Origin of the sequence: Flavobacterium arundinis (assembly GCF_038289855.1) — a bacterium.
Taxonomy (GTDB): Bacteria; Bacteroidota; Bacteroidia; order Flavobacteriales; family Flavobacteriaceae; genus Flavobacterium; species Flavobacterium arundinis.
On record NZ_JBBYHR010000001.1, the window covers coordinates 371,131 to 393,039 of the forward strand.

23 protein-coding genes are annotated in these 21,909 nt (G+C 43.5%); 8 read left to right on the plus strand and 15 right to left on the minus strand.

Translation table 11 applies throughout. The features are described 5' to 3' along the window. Positions 1–5 precede the first annotated feature (5 nt). From AAEO56_RS01640 to AAEO56_RS01650, 3 genes are all read left to right on the plus strand, one after another. The gene (locus tag AAEO56_RS01640) at positions 6–386 is read left to right on the plus strand and encodes a hypothetical protein (protein ID WP_341695269.1); all 381 of its coding nucleotides are present in this window, start codon (positions 6–8) and stop codon (positions 384–386) included. 48 nt (positions 387–434) lie between these two features. Further along, on the plus strand, positions 435–920 hold the full coding sequence (locus tag AAEO56_RS01645) for a hypothetical protein (RefSeq protein ID WP_341695270.1): 486 nt from the start codon (positions 435–437) through the stop codon (positions 918–920). Between the two features lie 70 nt (positions 921–990). Beyond that, positions 991–2,280 (plus strand): GyrI-like domain-containing protein, encoded by a 1,290-nt coding sequence (locus AAEO56_RS01650; RefSeq protein WP_341695271.1) that lies wholly within the window; start codon positions 991–993, stop codon positions 2,278–2,280. A 242-nt stretch (positions 2,281–2,522) separates the two neighbouring features. Here the strand turns inward: AAEO56_RS01650 and AAEO56_RS01655 are convergent, their stop codons facing one another. The 12 genes from AAEO56_RS01655 to guaA form a co-directional block, all read right to left on the minus strand. Next, positions 2,523–3,239 (minus strand): tRNA threonylcarbamoyladenosine dehydratase, encoded by a 717-nt coding sequence (locus AAEO56_RS01655; RefSeq protein ID WP_341695272.1) that lies wholly within the window; start codon positions 3,237–3,239, stop codon positions 2,523–2,525. Then, on the minus strand, positions 3,232–3,876 hold the full coding sequence (locus AAEO56_RS01660; protein WP_341695273.1) for a TatD family hydrolase: 645 nt from the start codon (positions 3,874–3,876) through the stop codon (positions 3,232–3,234). The genes AAEO56_RS01655 and AAEO56_RS01660 overlap by 8 nt, the downstream gene beginning before the upstream one ends. A gap of 42 nt (positions 3,877–3,918) precedes the next feature. Continuing rightward, entirely contained in the window at positions 3,919–4,290 is a 372-nt protein-coding gene (locus AAEO56_RS01665; RefSeq protein WP_341695274.1) for a hypothetical protein, read from the minus strand. 128 nt (positions 4,291–4,418) lie between these two features. Then, positions 4,419–5,606 (minus strand): tRNA 2-thiouridine(34) synthase MnmA, encoded by a 1,188-nt coding sequence (gene mnmA / locus AAEO56_RS01670; protein ID WP_341695275.1) that lies wholly within the window; start codon positions 5,604–5,606, stop codon positions 4,419–4,421. Positions 5,607–5,857: 251 nt separating this feature from the next. After that, on the minus strand, positions 5,858–6,559 hold the full coding sequence (locus AAEO56_RS01675; RefSeq protein ID WP_341695276.1) for a toxin-antitoxin system YwqK family antitoxin: 702 nt from the start codon (positions 6,557–6,559) through the stop codon (positions 5,858–5,860). 112 nt (positions 6,560–6,671) lie between these two features. Continuing rightward, the gene (yidC, locus tag AAEO56_RS01680; RefSeq protein ID WP_341695277.1) at positions 6,672–8,567 is read right to left on the minus strand and encodes a membrane protein insertase YidC; all 1,896 of its coding nucleotides are present in this window, start codon (positions 8,565–8,567) and stop codon (positions 6,672–6,674) included. A 63-nt stretch (positions 8,568–8,630) separates the two neighbouring features. Then, on the minus strand, positions 8,631–10,244 hold the full coding sequence (locus tag AAEO56_RS01685; RefSeq protein WP_341695278.1) for a CTP synthase: 1,614 nt from the start codon (positions 10,242–10,244) through the stop codon (positions 8,631–8,633). Between the two features lie 168 nt (positions 10,245–10,412). Next, positions 10,413–10,661: a DUF3820 family protein gene (locus AAEO56_RS01690; protein ID WP_407934946.1), complete on the minus strand. Its 249-nt coding sequence runs from the start codon at positions 10,659–10,661 to the stop codon at positions 10,413–10,415. Continuing rightward, entirely contained in the window at positions 10,661–11,065 is a 405-nt protein-coding gene (locus AAEO56_RS01695; RefSeq protein ID WP_341695280.1) for an OsmC family protein, read from the minus strand. The genes AAEO56_RS01690 and AAEO56_RS01695 overlap by 1 nt, the downstream gene beginning before the upstream one ends. Positions 11,066–11,067: 2 nt before the next feature. Beyond that, on the minus strand, positions 11,068–12,990 hold the full coding sequence (locus AAEO56_RS01700; protein WP_341695281.1) for a LysM peptidoglycan-binding domain-containing protein: 1,923 nt from the start codon (positions 12,988–12,990) through the stop codon (positions 11,068–11,070). A 99-nt stretch (positions 12,991–13,089) separates the two neighbouring features. Then, complete coding sequence (locus tag AAEO56_RS01705; protein ID WP_341695282.1) at positions 13,090–13,494, minus strand: hypothetical protein; 405 nt, start codon at positions 13,492–13,494, stop codon at positions 13,090–13,092. 151 nt (positions 13,495–13,645) lie between these two features. Next, positions 13,646–15,175 carry a glutamine-hydrolyzing GMP synthase gene (guaA, locus tag AAEO56_RS01710; protein ID WP_341695283.1) on the minus strand — a complete coding sequence of 510 codons (1,530 nt, stop codon included), beginning with the start codon at positions 15,173–15,175 and terminating at the stop codon, positions 13,646–13,648. Between the two features lie 208 nt (positions 15,176–15,383). On the opposite strand from guaA, the gene AAEO56_RS01715 reads away from it, so the two are divergent. From AAEO56_RS01715 to AAEO56_RS01735, 5 genes are all read left to right on the plus strand, one after another. Then, a complete protein-coding gene (locus AAEO56_RS01715; protein ID WP_341695284.1) occupies positions 15,384–15,593 on the plus strand; it encodes a zinc ribbon domain-containing protein YjdM in 210 nt (69 codons plus the stop codon). A gap of 79 nt (positions 15,594–15,672) precedes the next feature. Next, a complete protein-coding gene (locus AAEO56_RS01720; protein WP_341695285.1) occupies positions 15,673–16,455 on the plus strand; it encodes a glycine-rich domain-containing protein in 783 nt (260 codons plus the stop codon). 216 nt (positions 16,456–16,671) lie between these two features. After that, positions 16,672–17,682, plus strand: coding sequence for a DHH family phosphoesterase (locus AAEO56_RS01725; protein ID WP_341695562.1), 1,011 nt, complete (start codon positions 16,672–16,674; stop codon positions 17,680–17,682). 4 nt (positions 17,683–17,686) lie between these two features. Then, a complete protein-coding gene (gldI, locus tag AAEO56_RS01730) occupies positions 17,687–18,244 on the plus strand; it encodes a gliding motility-associated peptidyl-prolyl isomerase GldI (RefSeq protein ID WP_341695286.1) in 558 nt (185 codons plus the stop codon). 15 nt (positions 18,245–18,259) lie between these two features. Continuing rightward, complete coding sequence (locus AAEO56_RS01735; RefSeq protein ID WP_407934943.1) at positions 18,260–19,357, plus strand: peptidylprolyl isomerase; 1,098 nt, start codon at positions 18,260–18,262, stop codon at positions 19,355–19,357. Positions 19,358–19,431: 74 nt separating this feature from the next. Here the strand turns inward: AAEO56_RS01735 and AAEO56_RS01740 are convergent, their stop codons facing one another. From AAEO56_RS01740 to AAEO56_RS01750, 3 genes are all read right to left on the minus strand, one after another. After that, on the minus strand, positions 19,432–19,869 hold the full coding sequence (locus AAEO56_RS01740) for a hypothetical protein (RefSeq protein ID WP_341695288.1): 438 nt from the start codon (positions 19,867–19,869) through the stop codon (positions 19,432–19,434). 6 nt (positions 19,870–19,875) lie between these two features. Next, positions 19,876–20,607 carry a YqjF family protein gene (locus AAEO56_RS01745; protein WP_341695289.1) on the minus strand — a complete coding sequence of 244 codons (732 nt, stop codon included), beginning with the start codon at positions 20,605–20,607 and terminating at the stop codon, positions 19,876–19,878. Positions 20,608–20,682: 75 nt separating this feature from the next. Continuing rightward, a complete protein-coding gene (locus tag AAEO56_RS01750; RefSeq protein WP_341695291.1) occupies positions 20,683–21,861 on the minus strand; it encodes an AIR synthase related protein in 1,179 nt (392 codons plus the stop codon). Between the last annotated feature and the right edge of the window lie 48 nt (positions 21,862–21,909).

Genomic DNA, 21,909 nt, shown 5'->3' on the forward strand with positions numbered 1-21,909 from the left:
ATATCATGAAAAAAATTCTGACTTTATTATTCATTCTCGCCACAATGACAATGTCTGCCCAAAATCAGGGCGACTGGGAACCCTGGCAAAAAACGAGCTGCTACAGCAGGATATCCTTCAGGCTGAAATATGAAGGGATGAATGGGGAGCAACACAAATGGAAAGTGCAGTTTAAAAATGATTATCCGGAACTTATCTCTTTCAATTACAACATTACCGATAAGCTGCAGGAATACACCATTACTACACACAGGAAAACTCTTGATGCAAAAAAGACAAGCCCTGAGATAGAGCTTTTTACCAAAGAGGAAGATATTTTTCTTCTTGTGGATAAAGTTAGCCTTTCGCCCTACCCCGAGGATTTTGTTGACTGCGATACAAAATAATAATAATAATTAAGGCCGCTAAGGCCTTATTTTAATTTTAATTACCCCATGAAGAAAATACTATCGGTAGCACTTTTGTTTATTGCTGTTTTCAGCGGGCATGCACAGGAAGCAAAAAATTACAAAACATTGTTGAAAGACCTGAACAAGATGCTGAAATCTGCCGAAGAATTCAGCTGGATGTATGATGCGGATTTTGAAATCATACAACCTTATCAAATAGATAACCATGGGCACCTCTCTGTCATTATAAAAGGTAAAGCGCAGGATACTGTTGTAACTCATAAGTATGAAGCCCCGCTGAATGATATTTACGACTTTGTTATGGATATTTACTACGTAGCATCTTTCAAATCGGACGTTGTAATTGTATCGGAACTTCAGGAAGGTAAATGGATTGAGATTGACAAAAGAAATATCTTCCACTTGGGGAAGCCCAAGGAGAATGATGCGCACAAGTGGTCTTCGAAATTAAGGACTGATTTTAATGATCTTTTTCCGGACTTAAAGAATGAATATGAGTGGATGGATTAGCCTCCGAAAGTAATTTAGTTTCATAAGGGAAATATTTATAATTTTACGACAAACTAAAATTTTCAATTTTATGAAAATTGTAAAATACATATTTCTCCTGCTGCTATTGTCTGCTATAGCAGTAACTGTATTTATTGCTACCCAGGAAGGAAAATATGATATTCGAAAAGAGCGGGTAATTAATGTGCCTAAAGCGTTGCTTTACAACTATATAAATGAATACCGAAATTGGGAGAGCACAGGTATAATAACTAATACCGACACTACTGCAACGTATTCCTATTCAGAAAACACGTTTGGAAAGGATGCTTCCATGACCTGGAAAAAGGACGGAACGGAAGGCAAAATCAGCACCATAAAACTTATTGAAAACGACTCCATTTTACAAAAAGCAACCATCGACGGACTTGATTCAGAACTCGCATGGGGTTTTAAGGATACAATTGGGGGAACAAAAGTGACTGTAAGGATGCAGGGGCAGCTCAGCTTTAAAGAAAAGGCCTACGCCGTACTTAATGGGAATGTAAATGAGAAAATGGAGGCAGCACTTGACAATGGCCTTAAAAATCTCAGTACGTATCTGGTTGAGGAGCTTGGCAAATATAATGTCGAAGTAAAAGGCCTGGTAACAAAGACCGGTGTATCTTATGTTGGGCAACCTGTAAAATCAAAAATATCGGAACTGCAGAAGAAATCGGGAGAAATATTCCCTAAGCTGCTATCTTTTGTAAAAACCAATAAGATTGTGACTAATGGCGCGCCGTTTATACTTTATAAGTCATTCAGCAAGCAAAAAGACAGCGCCTCCTACGTTATCTGCATACCGATAAAAGAGGAAATGTATACAATGCCGGGAAGCGAATACGAAGGCGGTAAGGTTGCCTCGTTCCAGGCACTGAAAACCACGCTTAAAGGTGATTATTCCCACTTGGCTAAAGCATGGGATGCCGCTCAGAAACACGTAGCTGAAAAAGGCCTGCAGGAAAACACGACCGGGCAATATATCGAATTGTACAGTAAAGGCATACAACAGACAAAAAGGCCATCGGAATGGGTTACGGATATTTATATCCCAATAGGAGCACCGACGATAGTTCCGCCTACAGAAACGATGACAGAAACGCTTCCCGGGGGAGTACCCGCAGCTAAACCTGGCACTACAACTCCTAAACCGGCGGTAAACAAGCCTGCTACAGATACACAAAAGCCAGCAGCGGCTACATCAACCGGAAACAGCGCTACTGCACGACCGGCTGCAAACAAGCCCGCAGGGACAAAATCTGATGCAACAACAAAACCTACGGCCAAAAAACCGGCGCAATCAACAGCTACACCTGCACAAAAGCCTGCTAATCCATAAAACAAAAAAACCAAAGGTTTTAAAAAGGCGGTTGTTCGGAAGATTATTGACGAAGTCAAAAAAAGGTTATCTATGTCATTCTGACGAAGGAAGAATCTCTTTAGTATTCGATAATTTGAGATTCTTCACTCCGCAAGCTGTATTCAGAATGACAAAATGTGCTACATTCGGTTATAAAAAGTCTTTCGAACAATTATGTTGAAAACCTTTGGGGCTTGAAAAATAATTCCCAGGAAATATCCTTATTTCTTTATCAGGTACTTTACTACAGTTTCGGCAGAATGTAATCCAAACACTGCGGGTATCCAGCTATTAGTACCAAAGAATGATTTTTTGAAATTACTGCCATCCGTCATTTTAAGGCTTGTCTGGTCAGGCGCTTCGGTAGAGTAAACCACTTTCACCCCTTTGCTCACCCCTTCTTTACGAAGGCGCTTGCGAACGGTTTTTGCTAACGGACAAACATCCGTCTTACTGATGTCGGTCACTTTAACCTTACCTGCTTCATACTTGCCTCCCGCGCCCATGTTGCTGATGATCTTTACCTTTTTCCTTCGGGCGGAAATAATAAGGTTCAGTTTTGGCGTGATACTGTCAATGCAGTCAAGCACGTAGTCATATTCTTCCGTAACAAGCTCATAAGCACGTTCGGGTGAAAGGAATTCTTTTATGCGTATAAGGTTCAGTTCCGGGTTAATATCCATTAGCCTGTCCCCTACGATATCCACTTTCGGCTGCCCGACTGTAGAATGCAGTGCCGGAAGCTGGCGGTTGATGTTGGTAATATCAACCACATCGCCGTCAACAATGGTCATCGTGCCCACTCCTGCGCGTGCAATGAATTCGGCGGCAAACGAGCCTACGCCCCCCATGCCTACCACCATTACATGTGAATTCTTTAATTTCTCAAGGCCTTCCTTCTTAAATAAGAGTTCGGCGCGCTCTGTCCATTCAGCCATTATTAAAAACGGTTTTAAAATTAGTGCTTATCGTATTTTTCAAATCTTCAATATCTATTTTCCGTGCCAAAGCTGCTTTCTTATACACTTCGGCGATACCTTCTTCAATGGTGTCGGTCTCCAGAAAGAACCTGTCCTGCGGCACTGTTGCCAAAACCTCCGACAGTTCCGGGTTACGTAGCAGGTATTTTCCAAAGGAAAGATAAAAGCCGTTATCCAGCAGCTGCTTTGCCACTTGCGCATTTTTCGAAAAGCCATGAACGACCATGGGCACATCTGGCTGTATCCTGTTCTTTATTTCGATCAGTTCCTGGAACGCGGCAACAAGATGCAAAATTACGGGTTTTTGGTGTTTTTTAGCTAATAACAATTGTTTTTCGAAAACACTTATTTGGATATCCAGTGGGATTTCAATCCTTTTATCCAGTCCGCATTCGCCAAGAGCAAGGCAATTTGGAAGTTGCAGGCGCTCTTCAATTATTGAAAGATGTTCCTCCAGCTTATCTGTATCAATATGCCAGGGATGAATGCCTGTAGAAAAATAAGGCACATCAATAACTTCGTAAGGATAGCGGTTGACGACCTCAAAGACATTACTGTTCCCTGATGATGAATGGGTATGAAGGTTGTAGAGCATGTTGCAAATTTACTGCAAGATAGCAATTACACTTTGAAAGCATCACATCACATCTTCTTCCTTAGGTATTGCAGGTGCGCTTTTGTAATTCGTAAGCAACCAGACTAAAAATATAGCACCCGTGAAACCGATATAAAAATTACGTGCAGCATGCCCCTCAACAGAATCAATATAAAATGTCAATGCACCCAATGCTATAACTACAAAAAGCTCAATCCATCCATGGATTCGGAAAGGTATGATCTTCAGGGTACCTGGCTCATAGGCTGTAAGCATAGTAAGTACCAGGTGCATAGCCGCTAATCCGTAAGTAAATACCGTAGTTTGTGGTGGAAGGTGAAATATTGAAGGTGAAGCTACGAGGAACGCTACGACCAGATAATCCAATATCCCATGCAATTTCGAGTTTATCATAGTATTGATTTTATTTACAAGGTAATCAATACATTATAGATAATGAATTGTCTTATGAAAAGTTTAAAGATCAGAATAAAAAAGTCCGGGCACCAATGGTAACCGGACTGTATACCTATTTTTTACAACTACGATATCACGCCGCTACCCACAAGCTCCTCCCCGATATACCATGCAGCGAATTGCCCCTCGGTAATGGCGGACTGGGCTTCTTCGAACGATATGTACATACCGTTATCGAATTTGTGCAATGTCGCTTTCTGCAACGGCTGGCGGTAACGGATGCGTACCATTACATCCATAGTTTCGCCATCATTTAGTTGCAGGTCTTCGCGTACCCAATGGATCTCGCTTTCCTGTATGAACAATGCCTTGCGGAAAAGCCCAGGGTGGTTGTGTCCCTGCCCGGTGTATATGGTATTGGTGACAACATCGGTAGCGATGATGAAGAGCGGTTCTTTGGTGCCGCCCACATTTAGCCCTTTGCGCTGCCCTATGGTATAATAATGCGCGCCTTGGTGCCTGCCTACCATCTTGCCCATTTCGGGACTGTAGTCGATGTTCTTTGCCTCATAAGCCAACTGCTCTTTTATCGAGGTAAATTGCGGATGAGCACCGGAATAGGTTTCCGATTCTGCGCCCACTTCATATATGATGCCTTCTTTCGGTTGGAGCTGCTGCTGTAAAAATTCTGGCAGGCGAACTTTACCAATAAAGCAAAGCCCCTGCGAGTCTTTCTTTTCGGCGGTAACGAGATCCATTTTAGCAGCTATTTCGCGAACCTGCGGTTTGGTCAGTTCGCCGATAGGGAAAAGCGCTTTGCTCAACTGATCCTGCGAAAGTTGGCATAAAAAGTAGGACTGGTCTTTATTCCCGTCAGCGCCCGCAAGCAACTGGTATATTTCTTTTCCGTCTTTTTCGATAGTCCCTTTACGGCAGTAATGGCCTGTAGCCACGTAGTCGGCGCCAAGGCTGAGGGCTATCTTCATAAAGACATCGAATTTTATCTCGCGGTTACACAGCACATCCGGGTTGGGTGTCCTGCCTTTCTCGTATTCATTGAACATATAGTCAACGATACGCTCTTTGTATTGCTCGCTAAGATCGACGGTCTGGAATGGGATTCCCAGCTTTTCGGCCACAAGCAGTGCATCATTGCTGTCTTCCAGCCACGGGCATTCATTGGATATGGTTACCGAGTCGTCATGCCAGTTCTTCATGAAAAGGCCTATCACTTCATACCCCTGCTCCTGCAACAGATATGCTGCCACACTTGAATCCACACCACCCGAAAGACCTACTACAACACGTTTCATCTTAATTCCTTTCTTCTAAATTTTGTGCAAAAATACGGAATTTTTATTGGACACGGCTGACGCGATTTCTAAATTAGAAACCCCAAAGGTTTTTGAAACATTTGGGGTTTTACATTAATGTAAATATGACTTGAAACGCGCGTGAGGGATCGCAGCGGCATCCACGAGTCCCGAAAGCTTTCGGGAGAGGGATATATCCGCCGCGGCGGACCGATGCCGCAGCCTGCGGAGGTGGCACGCCCAAAAAGCAATTAGTTTGCTCGCTTGCCCTTATTTGCAGTACGCTTAACACTCATGTTCTCTTCCTTGACCACTTTATTTTTTTCGTAAAATTTCCAGATGCCGGTCTTTTTACCATTGGTAAACTGGCCTGTCGCAACGATTTCCCCCTGCCCGTTCCTATAAGTTGCCGGGCCGTGGTACTGGTCGTTTTTATATTTTGCATCTTCAAGGAGTATGCCCGTTTCGGTATATTTTTTATAGATGCCATCCTTGATGCCGTTCACAAAAGTGGTTTCCTCATTGATGTTGCCATTCGGGAAAAATACTTTCCGTATCCCGGTCAGCTTGCCTTTTACATACCTTTCAGTTGACATTAGTGCTTTGGAAGCGGGATGGTAAAATTTCCATTCGCCTTCATTAAGCCTGTTTACTTCCCTTCCTTCGCTTACCTTATTGCCTTTCTCATCGAAAAAAGTGGTATAGCAGGAACCATCGACAGCAAATACACGTGTCGCCATTAATGTTGATGCCTCATTATCTTCAAAGAATCTAAACGTACCGGTTTCCTTACCATGATTGAAAGTACCTTCATAACGCGGCTTTTTACTCACATCATAAATGCCTTTCCAAACCCCGTGGCGCTTGCCAGCTGCATCCATCTGATTTTCCTGAGCAGATGAGCCAAACGTTATAAGGAAGAATCCGAGAAGAACAAAAAATACATTTTTCATAATAAATGATCAATTTAAAATATAACCAAAAAAGGCCTTCTTTAGTATAGCCAAAAGTACGCCAAAAACACTGTATCATAAAAACATCCGCCGGGGCGGATGCTTCATTAATTTATTTTTTGCCTTTTGCTTTCTGCTGTTCCTGCGCCTGCTCCATCATTTCCTGCATTTTTTTCTGGAAACGTCCCTGCGTTTTAGGCTTTGCTTTATTGGCCTGGATCTGGGCATGTATCTTGTCGTCTTTCACGATATAGTTTTTGATAACAAGCATGATACCTATTGTGATAAGGTTGGATACGAAGTAATACAAACTTAGTCCTGATGCGTAGTTATTGAAGAAAATAAGCATCATAACCGGCGATATGTATATCATTATCTTCATGATCTTGCTCATATCCGGCATACCTTCCTGCGGCGGCGCTGCCATACTCTGGTCGCCTGTGGTCATTTTCATGTAGAAGAATATCGCTACCGAAGCCAATATAGGGAAAAGGCTCACGTGGTTGCCATAGAACGGAATGTAGAATGGCAGGTGGATTACCGCATCATACGATGAAAGGTCGTTTGCCCAAAGGAAACTTTGCTGCCTTAAGTCAAAATACGACGGGAAGAACTGAAAGAGCGCATAAAACACCGGAAGCTGCATCAACGCCGGAAGGCATCCCGCCATTGGGTTTACCCCTGCGCTGTTGTACAGTTTCATGGTTTCCTGCTGCTTTTTCATCGGGTCTTTCTTGTACTTCTCGTTCAGCTCCTGAATTTCAGGGCGAAGCACTTTCATTTTAGCCTGCGACAGGTACGACTTATAGGTTACCGGCGACATTACCAGCCTGATCAGTATCGTAAAGATTATGATACCAATACCGTACGGCAGGAATGTGCTCAGGAATGTAAATACCGGAATGAAGATATAACGGTTGATCCAGCCGAAAATACCCCAGCCCAACGGCATCACCTCATCAAGGTTTTTGTCGTAGTCATTCAATATCTTGTAATCAGCCGGGCCGTAGTACCAGTTCATGTTATAGCTCACTTCGCCGCCTTTAAATTCCAAAGGCATTTTGGCAGTGAACCTTTTGGTAAAAATTGTATCGGTCTTATCATCATTTACAAGGTTTTCCGATGTAAGGTCGGCAGTCTTGAACGGTGTGTCCGTCAAAAGTATCGAAGTAAAAAAGTGCTGTTTGAAAGCTACATAGCTCACATCCTCCACTTTTTCAGTATCATTCTTTCCTTGCCCAAGTTTGTCATCCTTACCATCTTCATATTCATAAACAAGGTCGGTATAGCGGCTTTCGTACGAAACGCTTTTTTCATTCCTGAATGCTTTTAGTTGCCACTCCAGGTCAATTGGTTTCGAAGTATCCAATACCTGCGCCATCCCTTGTGTACGGATGGAGAAATCAAGCATAAACTCATTTGGCTTAAGCACATAGCGGTACTCCAAAAACTGATCGGCACCGGCTTTAAGCCTCATGGTAAGCACCTGGTTTTTACCTTCTTTGGTAAGTACCGGCTCAAAATACATATCCCTTGTATTCAATATGCGGTTATCCTTGGTTTTAAACTGGAGGTTTAAATGCGCATTATTTTCTTTAATAAGTTCTACCCTTTTGTTAGAGCCTTTTTCAAATTGTTCAAAATTGTTCAGGTTTGCCTCGCTGATGTAACCTCCTTTGTTGGAAATGTGCAGTGTAAGCAGCCCATTCTCTATTTTGGTGGTATTGTCTTTGGCTGATGGCAAAGTAGCGCTGTAAGCAAAAGCCCCAAGCGAACTTTTTAGGCCGGCGATCTTTAAGGAATCATTTGCTATGGAATCCTGCGGCAGGGCAGCTGTCTTTTGCTCCGGGATTTGTTTTTCCTTTGCTTTGTCTATCTGCTCTTTTTTAGCTTTTTCTTTTAGCTCCGCTTCACGGTTCGATGACTGGTTATAAATCATCCATAATAGCAGTAATGCTATTATGCCAAAACCAACGATCGTTTTTAAATCTAACTTCTTTTCTTCCATTGAGTTTAAATTAATTCACTTAAATATTCCGGGCCGCCCGAAATTATAGTGCATAGCACTTGTTTATTCACTTTTTTTAAGCACTGCCGCCTTTACAAAACTAACAAACAGCGGGTGCGGATTGGCCACCGTACTCTTATATTCGGGGTGGTATTGTACACCGATAAAGAAAGGATGGTTTTCAATCTCTATTATTTCAACAAGCCCTGTTTCAGGGTTAATACCCGATGCTTTCAGGCCTGCTTTTTCCAAATCGTTTATGTAAGTACTGTTGAATTCATAACGGTGGCGGTGGCGCTCCATTATCTCTGTTTTTCCATATATCTTATGGGCAAGCGTACCTTCTTTAATATCGCATTTCCATGCCCCGAGGCGCATTGTGCCGCCTTTATCGGTTATGGTTTTCTGCTCTTCCATAATGTTAATTACAGGGTGCGGCGTGTGCTCGTTCATTTCTGTCGAATTCGCGTCGTTCCAGCCAAGTACATTCCTGGAATATTCTATAACCGACATCTGCATCCCGAGACATATCCCGAAGAAAGGGATCTTATGTTCCCTGGCATAGCGCACGGTCTCTATCTTTCCTTCTATTCCCCTGCCTCCAAATCCCGGGGCAACAAGGATACCGTCGAGGCCCGAAAGCTTCTCATCAACATTTTCTTTATCGATATATTCAGAGTGTATGCTTATTACATTCACCTTCGTCTCATTGGTCGAGCCGGCATGTATAAAGGCTTCGAGTATCGATTTATACGAATCCTGAAGCTCTACGTATTTGCCCACAAGGCCTATGTTTACCGTATGCTTCGGGTTCTTAAGCCTGAAAAGGAACTGGTTCCATTGCTTCAGGTCCGGTGTTTTCTTTTCAGAAAGGTCCAGTTTTTTCAGCGCTACCTTATCCAATCCTTCCTCAAGCATCAGGTTCGGTACATCGTATATGGTAGATGCGTCAATCGACTGTATTACCGCTTCCCTTTTTACGTTGCAGAACAGAGCCAGTTTTTGTTTAAGGTCCGATGATAATTCGTGCTCTGTACGGCATACCAGTATATCGGCTTTGATACCGCTTTCCATCAGCGTTTTTACCGAGTGCTGCGTAGGCTTTGTCTTCAATTCTCCTGCTGCGGCAAGGTACGGTACCAACGTAAGGTGGATAACGATGGCATTGTTCTCTCCCAAGTCCCAAACCAACTGCCTAACCGACTCAATATAAGGAAGTGACTCAATATCACCCACAGTCCCGCCGATCTCGGTTATCACAATATCATATTCGCCGGTATTACCCAGCTGCTGCATGCGCTCTTTTATCTCATTGGTAATATGCGGCACCACCTGTACCGTTTTTCCAAGGAATTCGCCGCGACGCTCTTTTTCTATAACCGAAAGGTACACCCTTCCTGTAGTAACGTTATTGGCCTGGGATGTAGGAACATTAAGGAAACGCTCATAGTGGCCAAGGTCAAGGTCGGTCTCAGCGCCATCATCAGTAACATAGCATTCGCCATGCTCATACGGGTTTAGCGTTCCGGGATCGACGTTAATATACGGGTCAAATTTCTGTATTGTGGCCCTATAGCCCCTAGCCTGCAATAGTTTTGCCAGGGAAGCTGCAATTATACCCTTCCCGAGGGAAGAGCTCACGCCTCCTGTAACAAAAATATACTTTGTCTGCTTCATTATTAGTGTTGTTGTTGTGTTGTAGTTGTTGTATCGCCGACCTAAAAAACGTGGCAAAAGTACGAAATTTATTAATTGTTCAATGTACCAATTTCTTAATATACCAATTATTTGCAGAACGTTCACGCACTGCGAATTGTTACATTATATAATTGATCCATTGCTAGTTTATTTGGGCTTAGAATATTGTGCTTTAATATTGCGTACAATATTCTCCAGCCCGTTGAGCTTAAGCTCATAGACTAAATGAAGCTGCTCTCCCAACAGCCCCTTAGGAAAGCCTTTGTTGTGGTACCACACGATATAATATTCAGGAAGGTCGATAAGGTAGCGGCCTTCATATTTGCCGAAAGGCATTTTGGCATGCGCGAGCTTTATAAGGAATTGTTTCTGCTGGTCAGGGGTGTGTTCCAAAATTAAGAAGGCCAGTTAATAACTACGTCCTGTTCAATATCGGGATGAAGGCTCAAAGATACAGGGCAGGTCATGGCGACACGCTCCATAATAGTCCTCGTTTTCTCGTCGGCCTGCAGGGTCATGTTGACAACGATGCCTATTTTAGCAATTTTCCTTGGTTCGGCCTGCATTACTTTGGTTACCTCAACGGTAGAGCCTTTCATGTCAAGGCCCATATCCATGGCCTTTATACCCATAATGGAGATCATGCAGGAACCCAAAGCATTAGCTACCGTGTCTGTTGGCGAAAAGGCTTCACCTTTTCCCCTGTTGTCTTTTGGCGCGTCGGATAAGATCTCAGTCCCCGATCCGATATGTATTGAAGAAGTCCTTAACTCTCCTAAATAAGTGATCTTTGATGTCATGGTTATTCTGCCTGTTTTACTGTTAGGCCCTCATCATATTGCATGATGTAAACGCCTGTATTATAATTCCCCCCGTTTTGGGAAGTGTAACTAAATTTATTTTCAACCTGTTCGGATGCTTTGGAGGCAATTCCTTCCGCAAAATCTTCCTCCTGAAAAAGCCTCAGTATCGTATCAAAGGTAACATCAAACCCACGCGTTGCAAACTGGCTTGGCATGATGCCGTTCTTCTCCTTGAACACCTTTGCAAAAATTGCCGCTTGCGGTGTATTATTATCCCGTGTTACCGACGGGTATAGCATTTTCAGTTTAACAAGCCTGTCCATTGGCATTTCGTCATTCTCAAGGGCATCGGTCAGTTCCGGGACTACAAGCTGTATCTTATAATCAGGAAGTGCGGCTGCCAGCAATTTCGTAGCCGTAAGCACCATGCCTGTATTTTCGGTTTCAAGGAAAACATAGTTCATCCTGTCTTTAACCAGATGTGTCCGTAATATGGCATCTGTCGGCGTGCCATCGATAAACCTTGCGGAAGGATAGTTGGCCCTAATAAAATCACGTGCAGCGGACTTTTTAGGGTCAACTATAGCTATCACATTCGCATCTTTCGATTTAAGGTAGGTCATCATTGCCATCCTGATCGTTTCATTTGAAGGGATAGAATTGAAAAGGTTGCTGTACGGCTTGCTTTTATCTTTGGATAATGGTGAAATGACCGGGATATTTTTAGAAGCCAGCAGCGCCGCCGCATTTTCAACATTTCCCTGGAAAAACGGTCCTATCACTGCGTTTGCACTGCCCAGGCTCGCTGCAAGGCCATTTACATCCGAGGTGTTCTTTGTTTCTTTAGAGTCCATTATCCTTACTTTTAAAGGAAGACCGAGCGCTTTCGCAGAATCGATCGCTATAAGTGCGCCTGCGTAAAAATCAAGTGTCATGTTCAGGAACCGGTCAGAGCGGAGCATGTGTTTGCGTAGGGTATCGCTCTCCAGTCTCGCCATATTGAATGGCAACAGTATAGCAATCTCTTTTTTACCCGATTTTTTAAGCGTTTTGGTAAGGTCAGTCACGCTTCCCGGGGCGCCTTTGCCTAATGTTACAACAATGTCCCCATTTGTACTGACAGCTTTTTCCAACGGCAACTGTAATACCATACCGTCTTTAAGCCCGTTTTTTAATTCGGGATTCATGGCAATAAGCTGCTCTTCGCTGATTCCTGCCTTTTTAGAAATGCTGTAAATTGTCTCTTTGGGCTGAACCGCATATTGCGTATAACTTTTAGTTTCCGGAGTAGTGTCCGGCTTCATAACGCTGTTATCAACCAACTTCAGGTTATATCCTAATGGCAGCGTATCCTTCACTTTCGGGTTGAGGTCCTCAATTAGCTGAACCGTGATACCGTGCTTTCTCGCAATCGAATATTTGGTCTCGCCTGCTTCAACAACATGGTATATATAGGCGTTGCTGTCTTTTTTGGCATCCTCTTTCTCAGCAGCTTTTACCTGTGCTGCTACACCACTGCCTTTAATAGGTATTATGATCTGCTGGCCCACTTTCAAGCCATCCTTAATCGCATCGCCATTAGCTTTTTGTATATCGTCAACAGTTACATTATACTTTTTGGAAAGGCTGTATAGCGTTTCCTTCGCAGTAACTTCGTGAATAGTATTTGCAACTTTAGTCGGCTTTTCTTTTGGTGCGGCAGCTTCCTTACCAGGGGCAGGTATAAGCAGCGTGGCATTTTCCTTTATTCCGTTCTTAGCATCAGGATTTATCCTGTAAATATCGTAGGGGGTGACTTTATATTGCTTGGCGATGCTTGCAACAGTCTCGCCTTTTGCAACCGTATGTTTCTTATAATCCTGTGCATAAGCAGATGTTGATAATAGGGCAAGCGAAAAAAATAAAACTACGAGATACTTCATACTAACGAGCGTTTATAAAACAATTAAGTCGTTACAAAGTTAGCTTTTGTAACGACTTATCGTATAAGTAATCTCTATAATTTTCAGTTAAAATATAAACTACATTACCCCTATTTTCATACGCTTCTGCGGGGCGGCAACCTGGGGCGTGGCGCCATTTTTCTTTTCCAGTTCTTTTATAAATCCGTCAAGGTCTTTCTTTTTAGATTTATGCAACGGAATCTTTATGGTCATTCCTTTTGTAATCCCGTTCACTGCATCATTATTATAAAGGTATATATCCCCGGGTGCAACCATATATTTTCGCGATATCATCGCCATCTGCTCTCCCTGCATCACTTTGTGGTCAATAAAAAACGCTCCCGGTTCAGCCTCCTCTTCCACATATACATCTTCGCTGCTCCTGTCGTGGATATTCGCAATATTTCCTGAATCATTTTCCACATCCTGCGCCATTGCACCGTACCCTAAAAAAATCAAACACATTAAAAATATCCTCTTCATAGTATAACTTTTTTACGTTTAAACTCTCCTGCATTTCCAAATTTAATCATAAAATAAATAGTACTAATATGAATAAAAACATTTAACAGCGTGTTAAAGTGTTAAAAATTAAGCCATAAAAAAAGCCCCTGTAATCACAGAGGCTTTCCAATTATTCCCACTCAATAGTGGCAGGCGGTTTCGAGCTGATATCATAAACAACCCTGTTTACGCCTTTCACTTTATTTATAATTTCATTAGAGATCTTCATGAGGAAGTCATACGGCAGGTGAACCCAGTCGGCGGTCATACCGTCTGTTGATTCTACGGCTCGCAATGCCACTACCTTTTCGTAAGTACGCTCATCGCCCATAACGCCAACACTGTTCACCGGAAGCAGTATCGCCCCCGCCTGCCATACTTTATCGTAAAGACCGTGATCCCTGAGCCCTTGTATGAATATATAGTCCACCTCCTGCAGTATGCGTACTTTTTCCGGTGTGATGTCGCCCAAAATGCGGATAGACAGCCCCGGCCCCGGGAATGGGTGCCTGCCAAGGAGTTCCGGGTCGATGCCTAAAGTAGCGCCTACTCTTCTCACTTCGTCTTTGAAGAGCATTCGTAAAGGCTCGACAACCTGAAGTTTCATGAAATCAGGAAGCCCGCCTACGTTGTGGTGCGACTTGATCGTTGCCGATGGCCCTTTTACCGAAACCGATTCGATAACGTCGGGATATATAGTGCCCTGTGCCAGCCATTTCACGTCGGTAAGCTGGTGCGCCTCATCGTCAAAAACCTCAATGAATACGCGGCCTATGGTTTTACGCTTGGTTTCAGGATCGTCAATTCCCGCTAATTGTGAAAGGAACCTTTCGGAAGCATCAACGCCTTTTACATTAAGCCCCATATCCTTATATTGGTGGAGCACGCTTGCAAATTCATCTTTACGAAGCAGTCCGTTGTTTACAAATATACAATACAGGTTTTTACCGATAGCTTTATTCAATAGCACTGCCGCCACGGTAGAATCTACCCCGCCGGAAAGGCCCAGCACGACTTTATCGTCCTGTATTTTCGCCTTAAGCTCTGCCACGATATCCCCAACAAAGGTATCCGGCGTAAAGCTTTGCGGAACATGCGCGATCTTCACAAGAAAGTTTTCGAGCATCTGCTTACCATCGGTAGAATGGTACACTTCCGGGTGGAACTGTATCGCATAGGTGGTTTCGCCTTCGATCTTGTAAGCCGCATTTTCCACATCCTTAGTACTGGCAAGTACCACGCCGTTTGATGGCAATTTCTTGATGGTGTCACTGTGGCTCATCCAAACCTGGCTGTTTTCTGAAACGCCCTCCAGGAACGGCTCACCTTCCTTAATGTAGGACAGGTTGGCACGGCCATATTCGCGAATGTTGCTTGGCGCTACTTCTCCACCACTGAAATGCGCGAGGTACTGGGCACCATAGCAAACCGCCAGCAAAGGCAGCTTACCGCGAATTTCAGCCAAATCGGGATGCGGGGCATCGTCGGCCCTTACAGAGAATGGGCTTCCTGAGAGGATTACAGCTTTATAACCTGATAAATCTTTTGGTGGGTTGTTGAAGGGGAAAATTTCGCAGAAGATATTCAGTTCGCGAACCCTTCGCGCAATAAGTTGTGTGTATTGCGACCCGAAGTCTAAAATAAGTACGTTGTGTTGCATGGGCAAAAGTAAAACAATCTATGGAAATTTGAAAATAGATTTTTAGAAATTTGGATTATGGATGTTTTTGCTACGAATTCAATAATCATATTTACTCCTATTACTATAACTTATAGTTAACCAGTGAATTTTTTGTAATTCGTAGCAAAGAATTTTCTTTCTCATCTATAATACTAACTTTGCATTTGTAATAAAACTAATAACAACCATGGACGTAAAAGACAGCAACGGAAACCTTCTTAGCGAAGGCGACAGTGTAACGGTAATAAAAGACCTGAAAGTAAAAGGGTCGTCATCGGTAATAAAAAGAGGCACGGTAGTTAAGAATATCAGGCTAACCGATGATGCAAAAGAGATTGAAGGAAAGGTAGGAGGCAGCATAATAGTGCTGAAGACCGAATTCATGAAAAAAATGTAACAAGCACACAAAAGAATGCAACGAAACGGCGACTCGAAATGGGCTGCCGTTTCGCGTTTTTAGTACCTTTAAAACAAAAATGACAACAGTTGAAAAACAACTTTGGGACAAGCTCGGTAGGTTCGGGTTTGACAGTGAAGGAACCCAATTGACATTTGCAAAAAGACTGGCCCGCGAGAATGGCTGGAACGATTACTACACCAAACGGGTAATCGAAGAGTACAAAAAATTCATCTTCCTGTGCTGCGTGTCCCCCACCCCGGTCACGCCCTCCGACCCGGTAGACCAGGCATGGCACCTGCACCTGACGTACACCAAATCCTACTGGGACGATCTTTGCGGAAACACCCTCAGCAGGAAAATCCACCACAACCCTACCAAAGGCGGCAAAAGCGAACAGCAGAAATTCGACGGATGCTACACTACGCTTAAAGAAACTTACACAGAGAAATTCGGTACTCCTCCCCCGCCGGACATCTGGCAGGACAACGATGAGCGGTTCAGCGACATCAATTTTCAAAGGGTAAACCTGCGCAACTACTGGCTGGTGCCAAGGCCGGGAAAGGCATTTTGGGATATCGCGGTCCAGTCATTATTGATTGCTGGTGGTTTACTGTGCATACAGGCATCTCCGGGAAATGTTTTCATAATCATCTTCGTAATTGCCTTCATCGTCTCTGCCGTACGCAACCGCAATAACAAAGGTAACGGAGGAAGCGGGAGTGGTGACATCGGGGGTGGATGTGCTGCTTCGTGTGCATCAGGAGACAGCCACGGCCATAGCGGATGCTCTTCCCATGGCGACAGCGGTTGCAGTAGTGGCTGTAGCGGCTGTGGAGGAGGTTGCGGGGGAGGTGATTAAACTCCTAATTTAAAAAATGAAACAAAAATTTGTACTATTCGGACATTTTGGGCAATCGCCCAATTTTTTTTGTGTTTTTATGTAGTTCTAAAATATCAGAATTAAATATATGGAGTTTGTGATTTGTTTTTGGAATTTACTCTTTGAAATTTGGAATTTACAGCTTTGGCACTGTTATTGGGCATTACGATAAAAAAAATGTAAATTCGCAGAATGATGACACCCGAAGATATCGCATCGGTGAAGCAACTGCTGGCTTCACCCAGAAAGATTGCTATAATACCTCACAGGAACCCCGATGGCGACGCTATGGGTTCTACCCTTGGCCTTTACCATTTCCTGAAACAGAAAGGCCATGAAGCCGCTGTAATTGCACCGAATGAATTTCCCGATTTTCTTGCATGGCTTCCCGGAGCGGATACCGTTAAGGTGTTCGAACGCGAAAATGATGTTGCTGTAAAAATACTGCAGGAAGCGGATATTATATTTACGCTCGACTTCAATACGCTGGGGCGCATTGGCGACCAGATGGAAAACCTGCTTAAAAGCCTTACGGTGCCTTTCATCATGATAGACCATCACCAAAAGCCCGATGATTATGCTGCCTATATGTTTTCGGACACAAGCTATGGCTCTACCTGCGAAATGATATACCACTTTATAAGCGCGCTTGGTGAAAAAGAATACCTCAATACAGCCGTAGCTACCTGCCTTTATACCGGTATTGTTACCGATTCCGGCTCGTTCCGCTACCCTTCCACTACCGGGACAACCCACAGGGTGGTTGCCGAATTCATTGATTTAGGGATTGATAACAGCAACATACACAGCCTGCTTTTCGATAACCACTCGCATGCACGCATCCAGATCCTGGCAAAGGCTTTGCAGAATCTTAAAGTGCTCCCTCAATACAAGACATCTTATACCGCACTGAGCCAGGAAGAGCTGGCCAGCTTCGGGCATAATAAAGGAGATACCGAGGGTATTGTAAACTACGGGCTAAGCATGAAAGGCATAAAGTTCACAGCATTTTTCACCGAAAATAAAGAAGAGGGCATTGTGAAGATATCTTTCCGGTCGAAAGGCGATTTTGATGTGAACCAGTTTGCAAGGGATCATTTTAGCGGTGGCGGCCACATTAATGCAGCCGGCGGAAAAAGTACTGAGCCGCTGGAAGCTACCATACAAAAATTTATTACTATTTTAGCGCACACGAAAATTGACTGATATAATGAAGAAGACAATAATAACCGCGATCTTATTGGGAGCCATTCTGGCCGGGTGCTCGCAGCAGCAGGCAAGGCAGCCCCTGAACAGGAGTTCCGGTACATTTATGAAAGAATCTATCGAGCGCAATAAAAAGCTTGTAGCTAATGAAGAATCGCAGATAGACTCTATCATAAAAAGCAATCCGCAGATTAAATATATCGCTTCGGATAAAGGCTATTGGTACCATTATGATATAGAAAATACTACCGATACCATTACCCCGAAACGTGGTGATGTTGCCTATTTTGACTATGAGATTAAAGACATTAAGGGCAATATCATTTACAGCGAGACAGAGTTGCGCCCGCAGGTATATTATGTTGACAAGCAAAATATAATGATGGGGTTGCGCGACGGCATCAAGCTCATGAACGAGGGCGAAAAAGTAACATTCCTTTTCCCGTCACATATGGGCTTTGGCTACCACGGCGACAACAAGAAAATTGGCACTAACGAGCCGCTTATATGTACCGTGATGCTCAATGATATAAAAACAGAACAGGAAGTAAAGCAGAATTAATTAATAATGAAATCAATGACAAGTCTTTTTTTAAGCTTAGTTGCACTGTTTTTTTCGTGCAAGAACACCAACACACCGCCACCTGCAGAGCTTGGTGATGGGCTATACGCAGAAATAACAACGAATAAGGGTGTTATAGTCGTACAGCTGGAATACCAGAAAACACCGCTTACCGTGGCCAACTTCGTGAGCCTTGCCGAAGGCAAAAACGATATGGTATCGGCCGACCTTAAAGGAAAGCCTTTTTACAATGGCCTGAAATGGCACCGTGTTATCAAGAGTTTTATGATTCAGGGTGGCGACCCTAAAGGCGATGGTTCAGGCGGGCCGGGTTACAAGTTTGCCGACGAGATCACTGACCTGAAACATGACAAACCTGGAATCCTTTCTATGGCAAATGCCGGAAAAGGTACCAACGGGAGCCAGTTCTTTATAACCCACGTACCAACACCGCACCTTGACGGCATACACACCGTTTTCGGGCATGTAGTCCAGGGCATGGATGTGGTGAACAGCATTGAGCAGGGCGATTCTATGGAGGCCGTTAAAATACTCCGCATAGGAAAAGAAGCTAAAAAATTCGATGCTCCTAAGGTTTTCAAGGAATATTACTCGAAAGCAGCTGCCGAACAGAAGAAAAAAGAGGAAGCTATAGAAAAAGTGAAGGCTGAAAAAGCTGCTTATTTCGTTAAGGAAAAAGCAGGAGCAACAAAAACAGCATCCGGCCTTTCTTATAAATTCCTTAAAAAAGGCAACGGTGCAAAGGCTGCCCAAGGTACAGAGGTTTATCTTGATTATGCAGGCTACCTTGAAAACGGATTCCTTTTCGACTCCAGCATTGCACAAGTGGCAAAAGACATGAACAACTATATTCCGCAGAAGGATGCTGCCGGTGCCTACAAGCCGATGCCGTTTAAAACAGGTACTAAAACGGGCATGATTCCTGGCTTTATCGAAGGCCTTGAGCTTATGGCGCCGGGCGATAAGGTTATCCTTTTCATTCCGTCACATCTTGCATGGGGCGAAGCCGGTTCACCAAGGGGCGGCATCACACCGAATGCCAATGTGGTGTTTGAGCTTGAAATGTTCAGCACAATGCCTGTAAAAAAATAATATTTTTGATATACAAAATAGAAAAAAGGGATTCCGCGAGGAGTCCCTTTTTTATAACTAATTATTAGAGATCATTACCCTTTAAACTTCCAGTCAAACTCATCTTTAGCATTAATGGTAGCACCCATTTCTATCTTTACTACTTCGCCAAATTCAGTTTGGAATATCACCCAGTTGGCTTCATTGAAATGGTTGTCCACTGTATCAAAATTCTCCTTTTCGAACGACTTTATTCCCTTACCTTCCAGTTGCTTCTCAACTTGTTCCCACTTCTCTCCTATTACCTTACCAGAAAATAATTCAGCATTCGGGTTTGAAGTGATCAGGTAGCCCAACCGGAACTCCTCATCCTGATAAAAGGTAAGCCTCAGTTTTTTGTCATTATATACGTAAATGACATTCGCATCTTCATCTTTATACTTCCTGTCGGGTTCGCCATATAGCGCTTTTACATCCTTTTCCTTCATCCCGAACAGTAATCCGTCTATCCCGTTTTTTAAATTTATTTTCATAATTGCTTATTTCTTTATTTTAATTTTCCGACCCTGCTTTACCAGTATTTCCGATCCTTCGGCAAGATACACCGATACAGGCTTCTCATGTTGCAGGAAGGCAAAATCGCTCCCGTATACTTTTTCAAAGTCAACATTCACCTCATGGCTTTTTATAGGGTAGATTTGCCACCTTGGGTGGGCCACCTCATATTCAGATGTCACCCTGTCATTGATTTTCGTATAACCCCAAAAATGCTCGGTGATGAATTCTTCCTCGCTCTCCGGCTTTATATCAACAGGGGTTTTATCAGTTACAACCTTTATTGTGTACCACTCCCCTTTCTTCCACCCATATTCCACAGTAAGGGTATCATCCTTTTCTTCCCACGAATGGCGGGTTTTCATGGTTTCGTAGTTTTCATTATACAACATATTAGCCACAAAGGTCAGTGCAGGTTGCGGGACAATTTCCTTTATGAAAACCACTCCCCTTTTATAGCCTTCGGTATCCTTATACTTTACGTAAAAGCGCAGGTTAATCTCCTCAAAATTTATATGGAAAGGAATGCGCAGCCCCAGCATTTTGGTATCTACAAACATAAAACCGATAAGGCTGACATAGCAGGTACCGTTCCAAAGGTCGAGTTCGGTTTCAAAGGGCAGGTGCTTTTTGAGTTTTTCAGGATCTACAGCATAGTTGATCATGATAAGTTTGCGCCATTGGGCATCAAGAAAGGTACGTTTTTTAGTTTGCATAATATTGCTGCGAATTATCTTCAATTACAGACTATAAAATTAGTGCAATTGGTGCAATTCGTGGCAAAAAGAACTTTAATATTCAAAAGTACCGTACTCACTCTCAATAGTCAGTTTTTTGGAATCAGAAGGTTCTACCCTTCCCACGATCTGAGCATCAACATTAAAGGACTTGGAAATAGCAATAATATCCTGTGCAATACTGTCAGGAACATACAGCTCCATCCTGTGGCCACAGTTGAATACCTGGTACATCTCTTTCCAGTCGGTGCCTGACTGCTCCTGTATCAGCCTGAAAAGCGGCGGGACAGGGAACAGGTTGTCTTTTATAATATGGACATTATCTACAAAATGCAGCACCTTGGTCTGGGCGCCGCCGCTGCAATGCACCATACCGTGAATATCCGCAGGCGTATATTTATCTAATATCGTTTTAATGATAGGCGCATACGTCCGCGTTGGCGAAAGCACAAGCTGTCCCGCATCTATTGGGCTGCCTTCAACGGTATCGGTAAGTTTTACCTTTCCGGAATATACCAGGTCAGATGGCACTGCCGCATCAAAGCTCTCCTGATATTTTTGTGCAAGGTAATTATCGAATACATCATGTCGCGCCGAGGTAAGCCCGTTGCTGCCCATGCCGCCGTTATAGCCTTTTTCGTAAGATGCCTGCCCGAAGGAAGCAAGGCCCACAATAACATCGCCGGGCTGTATGTTGGCATTATCGATTACATCGCTGCGTTTCATGCGTGCAGTAACCGTGGAATCGACAATTATTGTACGAACAAGATCGCCTACATCCGCCGTTTCACCGCCTGTAGAATGGATAGTCACACCAAACGACTTTAGCTCTTCAATAAGCTCTTCAGTACCGTTTATAATTGCAGAGATAACTTCACCGGGAATTAAATTTTTGTTCCGGCCAATGGTCGACGACAGCATGATGTTATCTGCAGCGCCCACACAAAGGAGGTCGTCTATATTCATGATAAGGGCGTCCTGCGCAATGCCTTTCCATACCGAAATATCTCCGGTTTCCTTCCAGTACATATACGCCAATGACGATTTTGTACCTGCGCCATCGGCATGCATGATAAGGCAGTAATCATTATCGCCGGTAAGGTGGTCGGGCACTATTTTACAGAAAGCTTTAGGGAAAAGGCCTTTATCGATATTCTTTATGGCGTTGTGCACATCTTCCTTGGAAGCCGAAACACCGCGCTGGCTATAGCGTTTACTGGTATCAGAACTCATGTAGTGTAGTTTGTGTTGTTACGGCAAAGATAAGGGAATATCATTTAC

What these genes read in the sequence shown, in the direction of transcription:
- AAEO56_RS01640 (WP_341695269.1), top strand. Translation starts at nt 6, where the DNA reads ATGAAAAAAATTCTGACTTTATTATTCATTCTCGCCACAATGACAATG.
- AAEO56_RS01645 (WP_341695270.1), top strand. Translation starts at nt 435, where the DNA reads ATGAAGAAAATACTATCGGTAGCACTTTTGTTTATTGCTGTTTTCAGC.
- AAEO56_RS01650 (WP_341695271.1), top strand. Translation starts at nt 991, where the DNA reads ATGAAAATTGTAAAATACATATTTCTCCTGCTGCTATTGTCTGCTATA.
- AAEO56_RS01655 (WP_341695272.1), bottom strand. Translation starts at nt 3,239, where the DNA reads ATGGCTGAATGGACAGAGCGCGCCGAACTCTTATTTAAGAAGGAAGGC.
- AAEO56_RS01660 (WP_341695273.1), bottom strand. Translation starts at nt 3,876, where the DNA reads ATGCTCTACAACCTTCATACCCATTCATCATCAGGGAACAGTAATGTC.
- AAEO56_RS01665 (WP_341695274.1), bottom strand. Translation starts at nt 4,290, where the DNA reads ATGATAAACTCGAAATTGCATGGGATATTGGATTATCTGGTCGTAGCG.
- mnmA (WP_341695275.1), bottom strand. Translation starts at nt 5,606, where the DNA reads ATGAAACGTGTTGTAGTAGGTCTTTCGGGTGGTGTGGATTCAAGTGTG.
- AAEO56_RS01675 (WP_341695276.1), bottom strand. Translation starts at nt 6,559, where the DNA reads ATGAAAAATGTATTTTTTGTTCTTCTCGGATTCTTCCTTATAACGTTT.
- yidC (WP_341695277.1), bottom strand. Translation starts at nt 8,567, where the DNA reads ATGGAAGAAAAGAAGTTAGATTTAAAAACGATCGTTGGTTTTGGCATA.
- AAEO56_RS01685 (WP_341695278.1), bottom strand. Translation starts at nt 10,244, where the DNA reads ATGAAGCAGACAAAGTATATTTTTGTTACAGGAGGCGTGAGCTCTTCC.
- AAEO56_RS01695 (WP_341695280.1), bottom strand. Translation starts at nt 11,065, where the DNA reads ATGACATCAAAGATCACTTATTTAGGAGAGTTAAGGACTTCTTCAATA.
- AAEO56_RS01700 (WP_341695281.1), bottom strand. Translation starts at nt 12,990, where the DNA reads ATGAAGTATCTCGTAGTTTTATTTTTTTCGCTTGCCCTATTATCAACA.
- AAEO56_RS01705 (WP_341695282.1), bottom strand. Translation starts at nt 13,494, where the DNA reads ATGAAGAGGATATTTTTAATGTGTTTGATTTTTTTAGGGTACGGTGCA.
- guaA (WP_341695283.1), bottom strand. Translation starts at nt 15,175, where the DNA reads ATGCAACACAACGTACTTATTTTAGACTTCGGGTCGCAATACACACAA.
- AAEO56_RS01715 (WP_341695284.1), top strand. Translation starts at nt 15,384, where the DNA reads ATGGACGTAAAAGACAGCAACGGAAACCTTCTTAGCGAAGGCGACAGT.
- AAEO56_RS01720 (WP_341695285.1), top strand. Translation starts at nt 15,673, where the DNA reads ATGACAACAGTTGAAAAACAACTTTGGGACAAGCTCGGTAGGTTCGGG.
- AAEO56_RS01725 (WP_341695562.1), top strand. Translation starts at nt 16,672, where the DNA reads ATGACACCCGAAGATATCGCATCGGTGAAGCAACTGCTGGCTTCACCC.
- gldI (WP_341695286.1), top strand. Translation starts at nt 17,687, where the DNA reads ATGAAGAAGACAATAATAACCGCGATCTTATTGGGAGCCATTCTGGCC.
- AAEO56_RS01735 (WP_407934943.1), top strand. Translation starts at nt 18,260, where the DNA reads ATGACAAGTCTTTTTTTAAGCTTAGTTGCACTGTTTTTTTCGTGCAAG.
- AAEO56_RS01740 (WP_341695288.1), bottom strand. Translation starts at nt 19,869, where the DNA reads ATGAAAATAAATTTAAAAAACGGGATAGACGGATTACTGTTCGGGATG.
- AAEO56_RS01745 (WP_341695289.1), bottom strand. Translation starts at nt 20,607, where the DNA reads ATGCAAACTAAAAAACGTACCTTTCTTGATGCCCAATGGCGCAAACTT.
- AAEO56_RS01750 (WP_341695291.1), bottom strand. Translation starts at nt 21,861, where the DNA reads ATGAGTTCTGATACCAGTAAACGCTATAGCCAGCGCGGTGTTTCGGCT.